We start from the raw sequence: 15,902 nt of genomic DNA, 5'->3' as shown, positions 1-15,902 counted from the left end.
GGCATGACGCGGGACTCAGTGCTGGCTGGGCTGGATGCCGGCAATCGCCCAGTCGCGGCTGCTGTCCTGCGGACGGACCAGGTGCCAGACCTCGTCGAATTGGCCGGCCGCCTCCTCGCTGCGCTCGCGCACCAGGCCCCAGAAGCGCACGCTGACCACCTGCTGGCCGTCTTCCAGCGCGCGGTCGATCACGGCGGCGTCCAGCTGCAGCACCTCGGTCTGTTGGGTGGCGCCCTTGCGGTCCAGCAGCTCCTGCTGGATGGAGGCGTACATCTCGGGCGTGGTGAAGCGGCGCAGGTCGGCCTGGTCGCCGGCGTCATTGGCGGCCTGCAGGCGGATGAAGACCTTCTTGGCCAGGCTGGAGAACTCGGCGTCCTCTTGCGAAACGGCCGGTGCTGCAACCGCTGCCGCAGCCACGGGCGCCGGGTCGATGCGCTGGACCGGGGCGTAGCCGCCGGCACCGCCCGCGTAGGCCGCTTGCGCCTGCTTGGCCGCGGCGAAGCGGCGCATCACGAAGCCGATGACCATCATCACCACCAGGGCGATCAGGGCCATGGTCATGAAGCTGGCCAGCTCGGCGCCGAAGCCGAAGTGGCTGGCGAGCGCCGCCAGGCCCAGGCCGGCGGCCAGGCCCGCGAGCGGGCCCATCCAGCTGCGCTTGGGCGGCGCCGCGGGCGCGGCGGCAGGTGCAGGAGCAGCCTGTTGCTGAGGCGCGGCCTGCTGGGCCGGTGCCGCGGGCTTGGCCGGCGTGCCGGGCGCCGTCTGCTGCGGCACCGTGCGCTTCATGCCGCCACCGCCGATGCGCTTGGCGTCGGCGTCGTTGAACGCACCCAGGCTCAGGGCAAGGGCAAGGAGGCTGGCAAGCAGCTTGGAATTCAGCATCGGGATTGACTCTCGAAAAGCGCCCCGGAAGCGGGGCAGGGGTGATTTGGGGGCGGAGGGTGCCAGGTTCAAGCCTGGCGGATGTCGGCGATGGCCTGGTGGCCGAAATCGGACCTGGCCAGGTAGGCCAGGATCTTGGCTGCCGTGGCCACGGGGCTGGCCAGCGCGCCGCTGCTTTTGTAGCCGACGAAATTGCCATGGTCGGGGAAGCCGGCGGGGTCGGCAGCGCGCAGCTGGACCTGCATGTCGGTGTCGATGATGCCGGGTGCCAGCGAGACGACGCGGGCGCCGTCCGCGCGCTGGGCTTCGTCCAGCGCCATCGAGGCCGAGAGGTTGTCCATGCCGGCCTTGGCCGCGCAATAGGGGGCGGCGCCGGCCATGGCGCGGCGGCCCAGGCCGGAGCTGATGTTGAGGATCTTCAGCGGCACGCCCCAGGGCCGGGCCGCGCGCAGGAAGGCGCTGGACAGCAGCAGCGTCGCTTCGAGTCCCACGCGGAGGCCGTCCGACAGCGCAGCCAGCTCGACGCCTTCGACTGGCCCCGGCGGATTCAGGAGTGCCGCGTTGTTGATCAGCGTGGCGCTGGCCGGCCTGGCCTGCTGCGCCAGCCAGGCCTGGAGTTGCTGTGCAGCGGCCAGCGGCTGGGCCAGGTCCAGGCTCCACTGGGTCAGCCGTTCATGCCCGGGGCCGGTGCGGCGGGCGATGCCCAGGACCTGGTTCCCGGGCGATGCCAGCAGCCGCTCGACCAGGGCCGCGCCCAGGCCGCGGGAGCTGCCGGTGACGATGAAAAGATGGGACGAGGGAGCACTCATGGCGCGGATGGTAGCCAGTCAGAAGGGCGCGGGGCTGACGACGCTGATGGCCCCGCCCGGCGCTTCGGGCAGGGCGAGTTCGCAGGCATGCAGCAGCAGGCGCGGTTCGCCTTCGGTGCTGCCGTACAAGGCATCGCCGACGATGGGGTGGCCGATGGCCTGCAGGTGGACGCGCAGCTGGTGCGAGCGGCCGGTCACCGGCTCCAGCTCGACGCGGCTGCGGCCGCCCTCGTGGGCCAGCACCCGCCAGCGGGTCCGGGAGGGCTTGCCCTGCACCTGATCGATCTTTTGCAGCGGCCGGTTCGGCCAGTCGGCGATCAGCGGCAGATCGATCTCGCGCCACTCGCCGTCAAGCGGCTGCAGCAGACCTTCGACCACTGCAAGGTAGCGTTTGTGCACCCGCCGCTGCATGAATTCGTAGCTGAAGGCCCGCTGCATCTCGGCGCCGCGCGCGAACAGCAGCAGGCCCGAGGTGGCCTGGTCGAGGCGGTGGACGATCAGCGCGTCCGCATGACGTTGCTGGACCCGGCTCGAGGCGCAGTCCTGCTTGTCTTCGCCGCGGCCGGGCACCGAGAGCAGGCCGGCGGGCTTGTCGACGACGAGGCAGCGCCCGTCCTCGAACAGCCAGCCCAGCTCATGCTTCATCAACCGCCGAGTTTCTTCTTGAGCAGCTCGTTGACCAGGGCCGGGTTGGCCTTGCCCTTGGTGGCTTTCATGGCCTGGCCGACCAGGGCGTTGAAGGCCTTGTCCTTGCCGGCGCGGAACTCGTCCACCGACTTCTGGTTGGCGGCCAGCACCTCGTCCAGGATGGCTTCGATGGCGCCGGTGTCGTTGGACTGCTTCAGGTCCTTGGCCGCGATGATGGCGTCGACATCCGAACCCTCGCCGGCCCACAGGGCGTCAAAAACCTGCTTGGCAGAGTTGTTCGAGATCGTGCCGTCGGCGATGCGGGCGATCAGCTGGGCGAGCACTTGAGCGGCTACCGGCGCAGCTTCGATCTCGATGCCTTCGCTGTTCAGCCGCTTGCTGATCTCGCCCATCACCCAGTTCGCCACCAGCTTGGGCGCCGCACCGGCGGCCTTGGCGGCCTCGTAGTAGCGGGCCGTGGCCAGGCTCTGGGTCATCATGGTGGCGTCGTACTCGGGCAGGCCGTCGGCGGACACGAAGCGCGCCGCCATCACGCCGGGCAGCTCGGGCATTTCGCCGCGCACCTTCTCCACCCAGTCCGGCGCGATCACCAGCGGCGGCAGGTCGGGGTCGGGGAAGTAGCGGTAGTCGGCCGAGTCTTCCTTGCTGCGCATCGCGCGGGTCTCGCCGGTGTCCGGGTTGAACAGCACGGTGGCCTGTTGGATCTTGAGGCCGTCCTCGATCTGGTCGATCTGCCAGTTGACCTCGTAGTCCACCGCCTGCAGCAGGTAGCGGAAGCTGTTGAGGTTCTTGATCTCGCGTCGCGTGCCATAGGGCTGGCCGGGCTTGCGCACCGAGACGTTGACGTCGCAGCGGAACGAGCCCTCCTGCATATTGCCGTCGCAGATGCCCAGCCACATCACGAGGGCGTGCAGGGTTTTGGCGTATTCGGCGGCCTCGGCGCCGGAGCGCATGTCGGGCTCGGAGACGATTTCCAGCAGCGGCGTGCCGGCGCGGTTCAGGTCTATGCCCGACTGGCCGTGATAGTCCTCATGCAGGCTCTTGCCGGCGTCCTCCTCGAGGTGGGCGCGGGTCAGGTTGACCTTGTGCTTGACGTCGCCGACGAAGAACTCGACCGCGCCGCCCTGCACCACCGGAATCTCGAACTGCGAGATCTGGTAGCCCTTGGGCAGGTCTGGATAGAAGTAGTTCTTGCGGGCGAAGATGGACAGCGGCGCGACCTTGGCGCCGACCGCCAGGCCGAAGCGGATGGCGCGGTCCACGGCGGCGCGGTTCAGCACCGGCAGCGTGCCGGGCAGGGCCAGGTCCACCGGCGAGGCCTGGGTGTTGGGCTCGGCGCCGAAGGCGGTGGAGCTGCCGCTGAAGATCTTGGAGTCGGTGGACAGCTGGACGTGGTTCTCCAGGCCGATCACGACCTCGTAGCCGCGGATGAGTTTGCTCGTGGTCGTCATGGTCAGAGTCCTGCCGGAGCGCGCTGGTGCCAGTCGGTCGCTTGTTGCAGCGCATGGGCCGCATGCAAGAGCTGGCCCTCCTTGAAGTAGTTGCCTATCAGCTGCAGGCCGACCGGCAGGCCGCCTTCGCCGAAGCCGCAGGGCACGCTCATACCCGGCAGGCCGGCCAGCGAACCGGGCAGGGTGAAGATGTCGGCAAGGTAGGCCTTGACCGGATCGTCCGCGCCCTCGCCGGCCTTCCAGGCCACGCTCGGGGCCACCGGGCCGGCGATCAGGTCGCATTGCGCGAAGGCCTGCTGGAAGTCGTCGGCAATCATGCGGCGCAGCTTCTGGGCCTGCAGGTAGTAGGCGTCGTAGTAGCCGTGCGAGAGCACGTAGGTGCCGATCATGATCCGGCGCTTGACCTCGGGGCCGAAGCCTTCGGCGCGGGTCTTCTTGTACATGTCCAGCAGGTCGCCGTACTGCTTGGCGCGGTGGCCGAAGCGCACGCCGTCGAAGCGGCTCAGGTTGGAGCTGGCCTCGGCCGGGGCAATGATGTAGTAGACGGGAATGGCCAGCTCGGTGCGCGGCAGGCTGACGTCCACCAGGGTGGCGCCCAGCTTCTCCAGTTCGGCCAGGCCCTGGCGCACGGCGGCGTTCACGTCGCTGGACAGGCCCTGAGGGAAGAACTCGGCGGCCACGCCGATGCGCAGGCCCTTCAAGGGCTGGGCTGCGGTGGCGCCTTCACGCGCTTGCAGCATCTGCGCATGGAAGTCCTGCGGCGGCTGATTGATGCTGGTGGCATCGCGTTCGTCGAAGCCGCTCATGGCGGACAGCAGCAGGGCGCAGTCCTCGGCCGAGCGGGCCATGGGGCCGGCCTGGTCCAAGCTGGAGGCGAAGGCGATCATGCCGTAGCGGCTGCAGACGCCGTAGGTCGGCTTGATGCCGGTGATGCCGCAGAAGCTGGCCGGCTGGCGGATCGAGCCGCCGGTGTCGGTGCCGGTGGAGGCGGGTACCAGACGGGCCGACACCGCCACGGCCGATCCGCCCGAGGAGCCGCCCGGCACGCGCGAGCGGTCCCAGGGGTTGTGGGCCGGGCCGTAGGCCGAGTTCTCGTTGGCCGAGCCCATGGCGAACTCGTCGCAGTTCAGCTTGCCCAGCGAGACCGTGCCGGCCTCGTTCAGCCGGGCGACGACGGTGGCGTCGAAGGGGCTGCGGTAGCTCTCCAGGATCCTGGAGCCGGCCGTGGTGGGCATGTCGGCCGTGACGTAGATGTCCTTGTGGGCCATCGGAATGCCGATCAGGGCGCCGGCCTCGCCAGCGGCCAGCATGGCGTCGGCGGCGGCGGCGCGGGCCAGGGCGGCCTCGGCGTCGATGTGGAGGAAGGCGCCCAGCGCCTCGTTGGACTGGACCCGGGCCAGCAGGGTCTGGGTCAGTTCGCGGCTGGAGACCTGGCGTTCGCGCAGGGCGCGGCCCAGCTCGGCCACGCCCATTTCGTGCAGGGATTTCATGCGGGCTTCTTCTTCTCTACGGCTTATTCGATGACCTTGGGCACCAGGTACAGGCCGTCCTCGGTGACGGGGGCGCTGACCTGGTTGAGCTCGCGGCGGTTACTTTCGGTGACCTTGTCGTCGCGCAGCCGCAGCTGCACGTCCTGCACCGCCGACAGCGGGGTGTAGAGCGGCTCGACGCCGCTGGTGTCCACCGCGCTCATCTGCTCGACGATGGAGAAGAAACCATTGAGCTGCGGCAGCAGGGCTGCCTGTTCGGCAGGCGAGAGTTCGAGCCGGGCCAGGTGGGCGATGCGGCTCACGTCGTCGGAGGTCAGGGCCATCGGAGGGCTTCCAAGCAGACTGAAATCTGGTCACAAAGAAAGGCCGGCAAGGGCCTTCCCTCATGCCTTATTTGGGGGGTGATCGGGTATTATCTCCGCTTATCTCCATGGCTACGGGGCTGCCCGACCGGCAAGGTTCAGGCAGCCTCGTTGCATATGGTGCGAACACCGCCCGCGACCGCCTTGCTTCAAGTGAAGCGGCCGCTGTTTCCCGACCCAAAAAGCGCCCAGCCAGCCACGCGAGTCACTGCCGCCACAGCGCCAGAAGCGCCGCGTTGGCCTCCAAACACACCATGTTCGCCTCCCTGCGCCGTTACTTCTCCACCGACCTTGCCATCGACCTGGGCACTGCCAACACCCTGATCTACGTCCGCGGCAAGGGCATCGTGCTCGATGAGCCCTCGGTCGTTGCCATCCGCCACGAGGGCGGGCCCAACGGCAAGAAGACCATCCAGGCCGTTGGCGCCGAAGCCAAGGCCATGCTGGGCAAGGTGCCCGGCAACATCGAGGCAATCCGCCCGATGAAGGACGGCGTGATCGCCGACTTCGTGATCACCGAGCAGATGATCAAGCAGTTCATCAAGATGGTGCACGACACCAAGCTGCTGCGTCCCTCGCCCCGCATCATCATCTGCGTGCCCTGCGGTTCGACCCAGGTCGAGAAGCGCGCGATCCGCGACGCCGCCCTCGGCGCCGGCGCCTCCGAGGTGCACCTGATCGAAGAACCGATGGCTGCCGCGATCGGCGCTGGCCTGCCGGTCTCCGAAGCCAGCGGCTCGATGGTCATCGACATCGGCGGCGGCACCACCGAGGTCGGCGTGATCTCGCTGGGTGGCATGGTCTACAAGGGCTCGGTCCGCGTCGGCGGCGACAAGTTCGACGAGGCCATCATCAACTACATCCGCCGCAACTACGGCATGCTGATCGGCGAGCCCACGGCCGAAGCGATCAAGAAGAACATCGGATCGGCCTTCCCCGGCTCCGAAGTCAAGGAAATGGAAGTCAAGGGCCGCAACCTCAGCGAGGGCGTGCCGCGCAGCTTCACCATCTCGTCCAACGAGATCCTGGAAGCCCTGACCGACCCGCTCAACCAGATCGTCTCGGCCGTCAAGAACGCGCTGGAACAGACCCCGCCCGAGCTGGGCGCCGACATCGCCGAGCGCGGCATGATGCTGACCGGTGGCGGCGCGCTCTTGCGCGACCTGGACCGGTTGCTGGCCGAGGAAACCGGCCTGCCGGTGCTGGTGGCCGAAGACCCGCTGACCTGCGTGGTGCGCGGCTGTGGCATGGCCCTGGAGCGCATGGAGCGCCTGGGCCTGATCTTCGCGTCCGAGTAATCCGGTCCATGTTCCTGAGCAAGCCGGCACGTTGTAGGACGGGCCGGCTTTTCTCGTTTCAAACGCCATGAGCCTGGGCACCCTGGATCGCAATCCGCCGCCGCTGTTCCGGCAGGGCCTGTCGGCGGCCAGCAAGCTGGCCGTCTATGCGGCCCTGGCCATCTTCCTGATGGTGGCCGACGCCCGCTTCAACATGACCCAGCCGCTGCGCGCCGGCCTGGCGCTGGCCCTGCATCCGCTGCAGCGCGCCCTGCTGGCGCCGGTCGATGCCTGGGAGGCTGGCGGCGACTACCTGCGCGGCATGGAACGTGCCACCGAGGCCGAGAACCAGGCCCGTCGCCAACTGGTGCAGCAGGCCGAGCGGCTGTCGCGTGCCGGCCAGCTGCAGACCGAGAACGACAAGCTGCGCGCCTTGCTGAAGATGCAGGAGGCGCAGCCTGTCCCGTCGTTGGCAGCCGAGGTGCTTTACGAAGCCGCCGACCCCTATTCGCGCCGCGTCATCATCGATCGCGGCAGCCGCCACGGCGTGCGCGCCGGTGCGCCGGTGATCAACGATGCCGGCGTGCTGGGCCAGGTGACGCGGGTCTACCTGCTGTCCAGCGAGGTGACCCTGCTGGGCGACAAGGACGCCGCCATTCCGGTGCTGAACAACCGCACGCAGCAGCGCGGCGTGGCCTATGGCGGCGAGCGCAGCGAAGGCGCGATGGAGCTGCGCTTCATGGCCGCCAATGCAGACATCAAGGTCGGCGACCTGCTCTCCACCTCGGGCCTGGACGGCATGTACCCGCCGGGCCTGCCGGTGGCCAAGGTGATGGCCGTCGAGCGGCGCGGCGACACCAGCTTCGCCCGCGTGAACCTGGCGCCGGCCTCGCCGCCCGACGCGGCCCGCCATGTGCTGGTGCTGGAACCCATGGCCAAGAACGAAGCGGCGCGGCAGGAAGCTACTGCGGTCAACGCGGCCGAGGCCGCCAGCGCTGCAGCGCGCAAGCTTGAACTGAAGAACGAAGCCAAGGCCCGGGCGGCCGAGGCGCGGGCCGCTGCTGCGGCCAGCAAGGCGGAAGGGGGGCACCGATGATCATGCCCCGCGCGACCAGCCAGTTGCTGCTGCCGGTCAACCCTTTCTTCATCGCCCTCAGCCTGCTGCTGGCGCTGATGTTCGACATGGTGCCAGTCGGCCGCATGGCCGGCATGCCCGACCTGCTGGCCCTGGTGCTGGTGTTCTGGAACGTGCACCAGCCGCGCCGCGTGGGTGTCGGCTGGGCCTTCATCTTCGGCCTGGTGGTGGACGTGCACCACGGTGCCCTGCTGGGTCAGCATGCGCTGGCCTACAGCATGCTGAGCTTCGGCGCCGTGGCCCTGCATCGCCGCCTGCTGTGGTTCAAGCTGCGCGAGCAGGCCCTGCACGTGCTGCCGCTGTTCATGGGCGCCCATGCGGTCTCGCTGATCGTGCGCCTGATCGTCGGCGGCATGTGGCCGGGCTGGACGCTGATCTTCGCGCCGCTGATCGAGGCCGCCCTGTGGCCCATCGCCACGGCCCTGCTGCTGGCGCCGCAGCGCCGGCCGCCCGATCCAGACGCCCACCGTCCGCTCTGAGGCAGCTGCTGGCGTGACCCTGCTCAAGAACGTCCACCAGGAGCTCAGCCGCTTCAGGCTGCGCGTGCTCGCGGCCGGCGCCTTCGTGCTGTTCTGCTTCGCGCTGCTGCTGGCCCGCCTGCTCTGGCTGCAGGTGGCGCAGCACGATGTGTTGCTGGAGCGCGCCGAGACCAACCGTACGACGGTCGTGCCCATCGTGCCCAACCGCGGCCTGATCGTGGACCGCAACGGCATCGTGCTGGCCAGCAACTACTCGGCCTACACGCTGGAGATCACGCCCTCGAAGGTGGTGGACCTGGAGCAGACCATCGACCAGCTGGCCGAGGTCATCGAGATCCAGGCACGCGACCGCAAGCGCTTCAAGCGCCTGATGGAGGAGAGCAAGAACTTCGAGTCCTTGCCTATCCGCACCAAGCTCAGCGACACCGAGGTGGCACGCTTTGCCGCCCAGCGCTTCCGCTTCCCCGGCGTGGAGATCAAGGCCCGGCTGTTCCGCAACTACCCGCTGGGCGAGATCGGCAGCCATTTGATCGGCTACATAGGCCGCATCAACCAGGCCGAGAAAAAGGCGCAGGACGAGTGGTCCGAAGAAGAGATCGCCAACTACCGCGGCACCGAGTACATCGGCAAGCTGGGCCTGGAGCAGGCCTATGAGCGCGAGCTGCACGGCATCACCGGCTTCGAGCAGGTCGAGACCAGCGCCGGCGGCAAGGCCGTGCGCCGCCTGGCCCACCGTCCGCCGACGCCGGGCAATACTCTGCGCCTGTCGATCGACATCCGCCTGCAGGCCATGGTCGAGGAAATGTACAAGGACCGGCGCGGCGCCCTGGTGGCCATCGATCCGCGCAACGGCGAGGTGCTGGCCTTCGTCTCCAAACCGACCTTCGACCCCAACCTGTTCGTCGACGGCATCGACGCCGACAGCTGGACGGCGCTGAACGAAGACATAGACAAGCCGCTCCTGAACCGCGCGCTGCGGGGCACTTATCCGCCGGGCTCGACCTACAAGCCGCTGATGGCCATGGCGGCGCTGAACAGCGGCAAGCGGGCCGCGAACGTGGTCGTCATCGACAACCTGGTCTACAACTTCGGCGGCCGCAGCTTCGGCAGCCCCGAGACCGACCGGCCCGGCCCCAAGGACATGCGCTCGGCCATCGTCAGCTCCTCGAACGTGTACTTCTACAGCCTGGCCCATGAGATGGAGGTGGACCTGATCCACGACCAGCTCGAGCCCTTCGGCCTGGGCCGCAAGACCGGCATCGACGTGCAGGGTGAGGTCACCGGCGTGCTGCCCTCGCAGGACTGGAAGCGACGCTATTTCGCCAAGAATCCGGCGAACCAGAAATGGTTCCCGGGCGAGACCATCTCGCTGGGCATAGGCCAGGGCTACAACAGCTTCACCATGCTGCAGATGGCCACGGCCTACGCCACCATCGCCTCGGGCGGCCAGCGCTTCAAGCCGCGTCTGGTGCGCGAGATCGAGGACGTGGTCCAGCACCAGAACCGCCGCATGGCCAGCGATGCGCTGGAGCCGCTGCCGCTCAAGCCCGAGCATGTGCAGGTGATCCTGCAGGCCATGAACGGCGTGACGCTGGAAGGCACCTCGCGCGCCGCCTTCCAGGGGGCGGCCTACCAGAGCGGTGGCAAGACCGGCACGGCCCAGGCCATCGGCATCAAGGCCGGTGAGAAGTACAGCAGCGTCAAGGCCGACGAGCGCAAGCGCGACCATTCGCTCTACGTCGCCTTCGCGCCGGTCGAGGCGCCGACGGTGGCCCTGGCCATGATCGTGGAGAACGCCGGCTGGGGTTCCGAGGCGGCCGCGCCCATCGCCCGCCGCGTCTTCGACTATCTTCTGCTGGGGCAGTACCCCAGCGAGGAAGACATGGCGCTGACCCAGCAGGGCAAGAGCCGTTCGCCGACCGGCACGCCGCGGCGCGGGGTCGATGTGCCGCTGCCGGGCCAGCTCGGTGCCTCGGCACCGGTGCCGGCGCCAAGCGCACCTGCATCCGGAGCATCGAGATGAGTGCCGTCCTCAGCAAGCCCAGCCTTTGGCGCCGCATGCAGCCGCTGTTTGCCGGTTTCGATGCACCGCTGCTGCTGGCCGCCGCCTGGCTGATGTTGCTGGGCCTGCTGTGCATGTATTCGGCCGGCTACGACCACGGCACGCGGTTCATCGACCATGCCCGCAACATGCTGCTGGCCACCGGCGTGATGTTCGTCGTGGCCCAGGTGCCGCCGCAGAAGGTGGCGCGACTGGCCGTGCCGCTCTACGTGATGGGGGTGGCCCTGCTGGTGGCGGTGGCGCTGTTCGGCGTCAGCAAGAAGGGCGCGACCCGCTGGCTGAATATCGGCATCACCCAGATCCAGCCCTCGGAGCTGCTCAAGATCGCCGTGCCGCTGATGCTGGCCTGGTGGTTCCAGAAGCGCGAAGGCCAGCTGCGGCTGCCGGACTTCGTGGCGGCCTTCATCCTACTGGCCATCCCGGTCGGCCTGGTGGCCAAGCAGCCTGACCTGGGCACCTCCATCCTGGTGCTGGCGGCCGGGCTCTACGTGATCTTCTTCGCCGGCCTGTCGTGGAAGCTGATCGTGCCGGCCTTGGCCGTCGGCGCGATTGCCATCTCCGCACTGGTGATGAGCGAGGAGGCGATCTGCCAGCCCGACGTGAAATGGCCGGTGCTGCGCGAGTACCAGAAGAACCGCGTCTGCACGCTGCTGGACCCGAGCAAGGACCCGCTGGGCAAGGGTTTCCACATCATCCAGGGCGAGATCGCCATCGGCTCGGGCGGCGTGACCGGCAAGGGTTTCATGAAGGGCACGCAGACCCATCTGGAATTCATTCCCGAGCGCACCACCGACTTCGTGTTCGCCGCCTATGGCGAGGAGTTCGGCCTGCTCGGCGCGCTGGGCCTGCTGATCGGCTTCACCGTGCTGATACTGCGCGGCCTGGCCATCGCGGCCGAGGCGCCCACGCTGTTCTCAAGGCTGCTTGCCGGGGCGATCACGCTGAGCTTCTTCACCTATGTCTTCGTCAACATGGGCATGGTCAGCGGCATCCTGCCGGTGGTGGGCGTGCCCCTGCCCTTCATCAGCTATGGCGGCACGGCCATGGTGATGCTGGGGCTGAGTCTGGGTCTGCTCATGGCCATCGCGCGCAGCCGCCGCGGCAGCCATCATCATCACGGCTGAGCTGCCTGCTCGTCGTCTTCGTCGGCGGCCGGCGGTGCTGGCGGCTGGGCCTGGAAGCGGATGGTGAAGCGGGCGCCGGGGCTCTCGTGGCCCTGGCGACGGTCCCGCGTCTCGTCCAGCGTGACCTCGGTGCCGTGCTGCTGCGCAATCTCCCGCACGATGGCCAGGCCCAGGCCCGAGCCGTCGACCTCGGTGCCGAGCGCGCGGTAGAAGGGCTGGAACACCTTCTCTCGCTCGCTCTCCGGAATGCCCGGACCCGAGTCCTCCACCTGCAGCACCACGACCTGGCCGAACGGGTCTTCGACCACGCGGACGGTCACCGTGCCGCCTTCGGGCGTGTAGAGCAGGGCGTTGTCGACCAGGTTACGTATCAGTTCGCGTATCAGCAGCGGATGGCCCAGCACCCGCAGCTGGCTGGCCGCCCATTCCGAGCCTTCGTAGCCCAGGTCCAGGCGCTTCTCCATGGCTCGCGGCACGAAGTCCCGCACAGTCTCTATGGCCAGCGCCGACAGGTTGACCAGGCTGCGGCGGGCCGCATGTTCCTTGTCTTCGGCCCGCGCCATGGCCAGCAGCTGGTTGACCATGTGGGCGGCGCGCTGGCTGGACAGCGCGATCTGCTGCAACGAGCGTTTCAGCTCGGTCGGCGAGCTCTTGCCTTCGTCGATCTCGCGCTGGGCGAACTCGGCTTGGGTGCGCAGGCCGGCCAGCGGCGTCTTCAGCTGGTGGGCGGCGTCGGCGAGGAAGTGCTTCTGCGAGCTGATCGACTGGTCCAGCCGGCCCAGCAGGTCGTTGATGGCGCGCACCAGCGGCGCGACTTCGTCGGGCACGCGGCTCTCCTCGATGGGGCTGAGGTCGGAGCTTTCGCGGCGGCGTATGCGGCGCTGCAGCTCGTTCAGCGGCGCGATGCCGCGCGCCAGCGCCAGCCAGACCAGCAGCACGGCCAGCGGCAGGATCACGAACTGCGGCAGGATCACGCCCTTGATGATTTCGTTGGTCAGGCGGCTGCGCTTGCCCAGGGTCTCGGCCACCTGGACCAGCATGGTGCGGCTGCTGCCGGGCGGCTGGTTGTCGGGTGCGACCCAGAGGTAGGCCACGCGCACGCTCTCGCCGCCAATCTCGTCGTCACGCAGCTGCAGCTCCCAGGGCTGGATCGGAGCATCGGGTTGCGGAACCGGCAGGTTGCGATCGCCGCTGAGGTATTCCCCGCGCTGCCCGAGCACCTGGTAGTAGATGGTGTCGCTCTCGTCGGCCCTGAGCAGCGCGGCGGCCTCGGCGGACAGGGCATAACGGCCCTTGCCGTTGGTGGTGCTGACTCGCGCCGCTTCCGCGGCCACCTGCAGGCCCAGGTTGCGCGCCATTTCGCCAAGCTCGCGGTCATAGGGCTTGGCCGAGATGCCCTGAGCCACCAGCCAGGTCAGCGCCACGCTGATAGGCCAGATCAGCAGCAGCGGCGCCAGCATCCAGTCGAGGATCTCGCCGAACAGCGAGCGGGGCTGGGCTTCTGTGCTCATGCTTCCGAGTGGCGACAGTCCGGCGCGACCATCGACAGGTCCCGTTCAGCCATTCAGCCTGGAATCTTCTCGAGGCAGTAGCCGAGCCCGCGCACGGTGGCGATGCGGATCGGGCCCTGCTCGATCTTCTTGCGCAGCCGGTGGATGTAGACCTCGATCGCGTTGTTGCTGACCTCTTCGCCCCATTCGCACAGACGCTCCACGAGCTGGTCCTTGCTGACCAGACGGCCGGCGCGCTGCAGCAGCACTTCCAAGAGCGACAGCTCGCGGGCCGACAGCTCGATCATCTGGTCGTTGATATAGGCCACGCGGCCGGTGGCGTCGAAAGACAGCGGGCCATGCTTGATCACGGTGGAGGCGCTGCCCAGGCCGCGTCGGGTCAGCGCCCGCGCCCGCGCCTCCAGTTCCTGCAACGAGAAGGGCTTGGCCATGTAGTCGTCGGCGCCCAGATCCAGGCCCTTGACTCGCTGCTCGATGCTGTCGGCGGCTGTCAGTATCAGGACCGGCACGCTGGAACCTCGGGCGCGCAGCTTGCGCAGCACCTCGAGCCCATGCAGCTTGGGCAGGCCCAGGTCCAGGATCAGCAGGTCGAATTCATGCGAGGCCAGGGCGGCATCGGCCTCGGTGCCGCTGCTGACCTGATCGACCGCATAGCCCGAGGCGCGCAGCGAGCGCAGCAGCCCGTCCGCCAACACTTGGTCGTCTTCCGCGATCAGGATCCGCATGGGCTTGTCTCCGTGTTTCCCCCATTCTAGGGACCGTCGCTGCTGACATGGATTGGCAGCAGGCCTGGGATAAACTACTGTACAGATATACAGATGTGGCGCCATAATGCGCCGGCCCTCACAGGAGATCCCATGGACGCCCCCGTCAAGCAGCTGAACACCGAAAAAGCCAAGGCCCTGCAGGCCGCCCTCGCCCAGATCGAAAAGCAGTTCGGCAAGGGCTCCATCATGCGGCTCGGCGAGGGCGAGGTGATCGAAGACATCCAGGTCGTCTCCACCGGCTCGCTGGGCCTGGACATCGCCCTGGGCGTCGGCGGCCTGCCGCGCGGCCGCGTGATCGAGATCTACGGCCCCGAGTCCTCCGGCAAGACCACGCTGACCCTGCAGGTCATCGCCGAGATGCAGAAGCTGCAAGGCACCTGCGCTTTCATCGACGCCGAGCATGCGCTCGACGTGCAATACGCCCAGAAGCTGGGCGTCAACCTGCAAGACCTCCTGATCAGCCAGCCGGACACCGGTGAACAGGCGCTCGAGATCGTCGACGCCCTGGTGCGCAGCGGCTCGGTGGACCTGATCGTGGTCGACTCGGTGGCCGCGCTCACGCCCCGGGCCGAAATCGAAGGCGAGATGGGCGACCAGTTGCCGGGCCTGCAGGCCCGCCTGATGAGCCAGGCCCTGCGCAAGCTGACGGCCACCATCAAGAAGACCAATTGCACGGTCATCTTCATCAACCAGATCCGCATGAAGATCGGCGTGATGTTCGGCAGCCCCGAAACCACCACCGGCGGCAATGCGCTGAAGTTCTACGCCTCGGTGCGCCTGGACATCCGCCGCATCGGTTCGATCAAGAAGGGCGAGGAGGTGATCGGCTCCGAGACCAAGGTCAAGGTCGTCAAGAACAAGGTCTCGCCCCCGTTCAAGACCGCCGAATTCGACATCCTCTATGGCGAAGGCATCAGCCGCGAGGGCGAGATCATCGACATGGGCGTCAATGCCAAGGTGGTCGAGAAGTCCGGCTCCTGGTATGCCTACGGCGGCGAGAAGATCGGCCAGGGCAAGGACAACGCCCGCGAATTCCTGCGCGAGAACCCCGACCTGGCCGTGGAGATCGAGAACAAGATCCGCGAGTCCATGGGCATTGCGCTGATCGCCGGCGCCGAGGGCGGCGAAGAGGAATGAGGCCCTGAATGCCGGCGGGCGCCTCCTCGCGCCGTGCCGGCGCGGCCAAGCCGCTGTCGCTGAAGGCGCGGGCCATCGCCCTGCTGGCCCAGCGCGAGCACAGCGCGGCCGAGCTGCGGCGCAAGCTGCTCAGGATCGCGCGTGATCGCGACCACGACCGCGAGGGCGAAGCGGCAACCGCCGGCGAGGAGTTCGCTGGCGGCTTCGAGCGACAAGTAGAAGCCGAAGCTGATGTTGAAGCCAAGGCGGCTGTTGAAACCGAAGTCGAGCAGGTCCTGGTCTGGCTGCAGGGCCAGGGCTATCTGAACGAAGAACGTTTCGTCGAGTCGCGGCTGCATCTGCGTTCGCAGCGCTATGGCAGCCTGCGCATCAAGCAGGAGCTGGCCCAGCATGGGCTGAGCCTGTCTATCGAGCAGAACGAAGCGCTGCGCGAAGCCGAGCCGGCGCGGGCCGCCGAAGCCCGGCGGCGCAAGTTCGGTGATTCCTTGCCGGCCGATGCCGCCGAGAAAGCCCGGCAGATGCGCTTTCTCGCGGCCCGGGGCTTTTCGGCAGAAGCGATTCGACGGGCGCTGCGCGCGGACGACGACTAGCGGCTCGGCCGTCGGGCTCGGGCTGCCGAACATTGAAGGCGCACCTGAATCGCCGAGCGGCACCACCCTGGGGCGCGCCGACAGTTCCGCGAAAGCCTTGATGCGGCGCAGCATGCTACATTGCCGGCTTGCGCAAACGGCGCCGGCCTGGTTACGTCCCGGTACGGGGCCTTTGTCG

15 protein-coding genes are annotated in these 15,902 nt (G+C 68.1%); 7 read left to right on the top strand and 8 right to left on the bottom strand.

What is annotated here, in order from left to right:
• Nucleotides 1-15: 15 nt before the first annotated feature.
• From QT382_RS13470 to gatC, 6 genes are all read right to left on the bottom strand, one after another.
• On the bottom strand, nucleotides 16-882 hold the full coding sequence (locus tag QT382_RS13470; RefSeq protein ID WP_289254542.1) for a Tim44 domain-containing protein: 867 nt from the start codon (nucleotides 880-882) through the stop codon (nucleotides 16-18).
• Nucleotides 883-950: 68 nt separating this feature from the next.
• The gene (locus QT382_RS13465) at nucleotides 951-1,691 is read right to left on the bottom strand and encodes an SDR family NAD(P)-dependent oxidoreductase (protein ID WP_289254541.1); all 741 of its coding nucleotides are present in this window, start codon (nucleotides 1,689-1,691) and stop codon (nucleotides 951-953) included.
• Nucleotides 1,692-1,709: 18 nt separating this feature from the next.
• The gene (locus QT382_RS13460) at nucleotides 1,710-2,336 is read right to left on the bottom strand and encodes an RluA family pseudouridine synthase (RefSeq protein WP_289254540.1); all 627 of its coding nucleotides are present in this window, start codon (nucleotides 2,334-2,336) and stop codon (nucleotides 1,710-1,712) included.
• The gene (gatB, locus tag QT382_RS13455) at nucleotides 2,336-3,790 is read right to left on the bottom strand and encodes an Asp-tRNA(Asn)/Glu-tRNA(Gln) amidotransferase subunit GatB (protein ID WP_289254539.1); all 1,455 of its coding nucleotides are present in this window, start codon (nucleotides 3,788-3,790) and stop codon (nucleotides 2,336-2,338) included. The genes QT382_RS13460 and gatB overlap by 1 nt, the downstream gene beginning before the upstream one ends.
• A 2-nt stretch (nucleotides 3,791-3,792) precedes the next feature.
• On the bottom strand, nucleotides 3,793-5,280 hold the full coding sequence (gene gatA / locus QT382_RS13450) for an Asp-tRNA(Asn)/Glu-tRNA(Gln) amidotransferase subunit GatA (protein ID WP_289254538.1): 1,488 nt from the start codon (nucleotides 5,278-5,280) through the stop codon (nucleotides 3,793-3,795).
• 23 nt (nucleotides 5,281-5,303) lie between these two features.
• Nucleotides 5,304-5,603, bottom strand: a complete 300-nt coding sequence (gatC, locus tag QT382_RS13445) for an Asp-tRNA(Asn)/Glu-tRNA(Gln) amidotransferase subunit GatC (RefSeq protein ID WP_289254537.1) — start codon at nucleotides 5,601-5,603, stop codon at nucleotides 5,304-5,306.
• Nucleotides 5,604-5,896: 293 nt separating this feature from the next.
• Here gatC and QT382_RS13440 point away from each other — a divergent pair, with 293 nt between their 5' ends.
• The 5 genes from QT382_RS13440 to rodA all read left to right on the top strand — a co-directional run bounded on the left by QT382_RS13440 (nucleotide 5,897) and on the right by rodA (nucleotide 11,719).
• A complete protein-coding gene (locus QT382_RS13440) occupies nucleotides 5,897-6,940 on the top strand; it encodes a rod shape-determining protein (RefSeq protein ID WP_289254536.1) in 1,044 nt (347 codons plus the stop codon).
• A gap of 67 nt (nucleotides 6,941-7,007) precedes the next feature.
• Complete coding sequence (gene mreC / locus QT382_RS13435; RefSeq protein ID WP_289254535.1) at nucleotides 7,008-8,015, top strand: rod shape-determining protein MreC; 1,008 nt, start codon at nucleotides 7,008-7,010, stop codon at nucleotides 8,013-8,015.
• Entirely contained in the window at nucleotides 8,012-8,533 is a 522-nt protein-coding gene (gene mreD / locus QT382_RS13430) for a rod shape-determining protein MreD (RefSeq protein ID WP_289254534.1), read from the top strand. Before mreC ends, mreD begins: the two co-directional genes overlap by 4 nt.
• Before the next feature lie 13 nt (nucleotides 8,534-8,546).
• Entirely contained in the window at nucleotides 8,547-10,556 is a 2,010-nt protein-coding gene (gene mrdA / locus QT382_RS13425) for a penicillin-binding protein 2 (RefSeq protein WP_289254533.1), read from the top strand.
• Nucleotides 10,553-11,719, top strand: a complete 1,167-nt coding sequence (gene rodA / locus QT382_RS13420; RefSeq protein WP_289254532.1) for a rod shape-determining protein RodA — start codon at nucleotides 10,553-10,555, stop codon at nucleotides 11,717-11,719. Before mrdA ends, rodA begins: the two co-directional genes overlap by 4 nt.
• Here rodA and QT382_RS13415 read toward each other — a convergent pair.
• The gene (locus QT382_RS13415) at nucleotides 11,710-13,230 is read right to left on the bottom strand and encodes a sensor histidine kinase (protein WP_289254531.1); all 1,521 of its coding nucleotides are present in this window, start codon (nucleotides 13,228-13,230) and stop codon (nucleotides 11,710-11,712) included. The genes rodA and QT382_RS13415 overlap by 10 nt on opposite strands.
• Before the next feature lie 53 nt (nucleotides 13,231-13,283).
• Nucleotides 13,284-13,955 (bottom strand): response regulator, encoded by a 672-nt coding sequence (locus tag QT382_RS13410; RefSeq protein WP_289254530.1) that lies wholly within the window; start codon nucleotides 13,953-13,955, stop codon nucleotides 13,284-13,286.
• Between the two features lie 132 nt (nucleotides 13,956-14,087).
• Between QT382_RS13410 and recA the strand changes: the two genes are divergently transcribed.
• Together recA and QT382_RS13400 are read left to right on the top strand one after the other, a co-directional pair.
• Complete coding sequence (gene recA, locus QT382_RS13405) at nucleotides 14,088-15,134, top strand: recombinase RecA (protein ID WP_289254529.1); 1,047 nt, start codon at nucleotides 14,088-14,090, stop codon at nucleotides 15,132-15,134.
• An 8-nt stretch (nucleotides 15,135-15,142) separates the two neighbouring features.
• On the top strand, nucleotides 15,143-15,724 hold the full coding sequence (locus QT382_RS13400) for a regulatory protein RecX (RefSeq protein ID WP_353957272.1): 582 nt from the start codon (nucleotides 15,143-15,145) through the stop codon (nucleotides 15,722-15,724).
• Nucleotides 15,725-15,902: the final 178 nt, after the last annotated feature.

The sequence above is a fragment of the Pelomonas sp. SE-A7 genome (assembly GCF_030345705.1).
GTDB lineage: Bacteria > Pseudomonadota > Gammaproteobacteria > Burkholderiales > Burkholderiaceae_C > JAUASW01.
The sequence above is the reverse complement of the archived record's forward strand: the minus strand, read 5'-3'. Positions and strand labels throughout refer to the sequence as shown.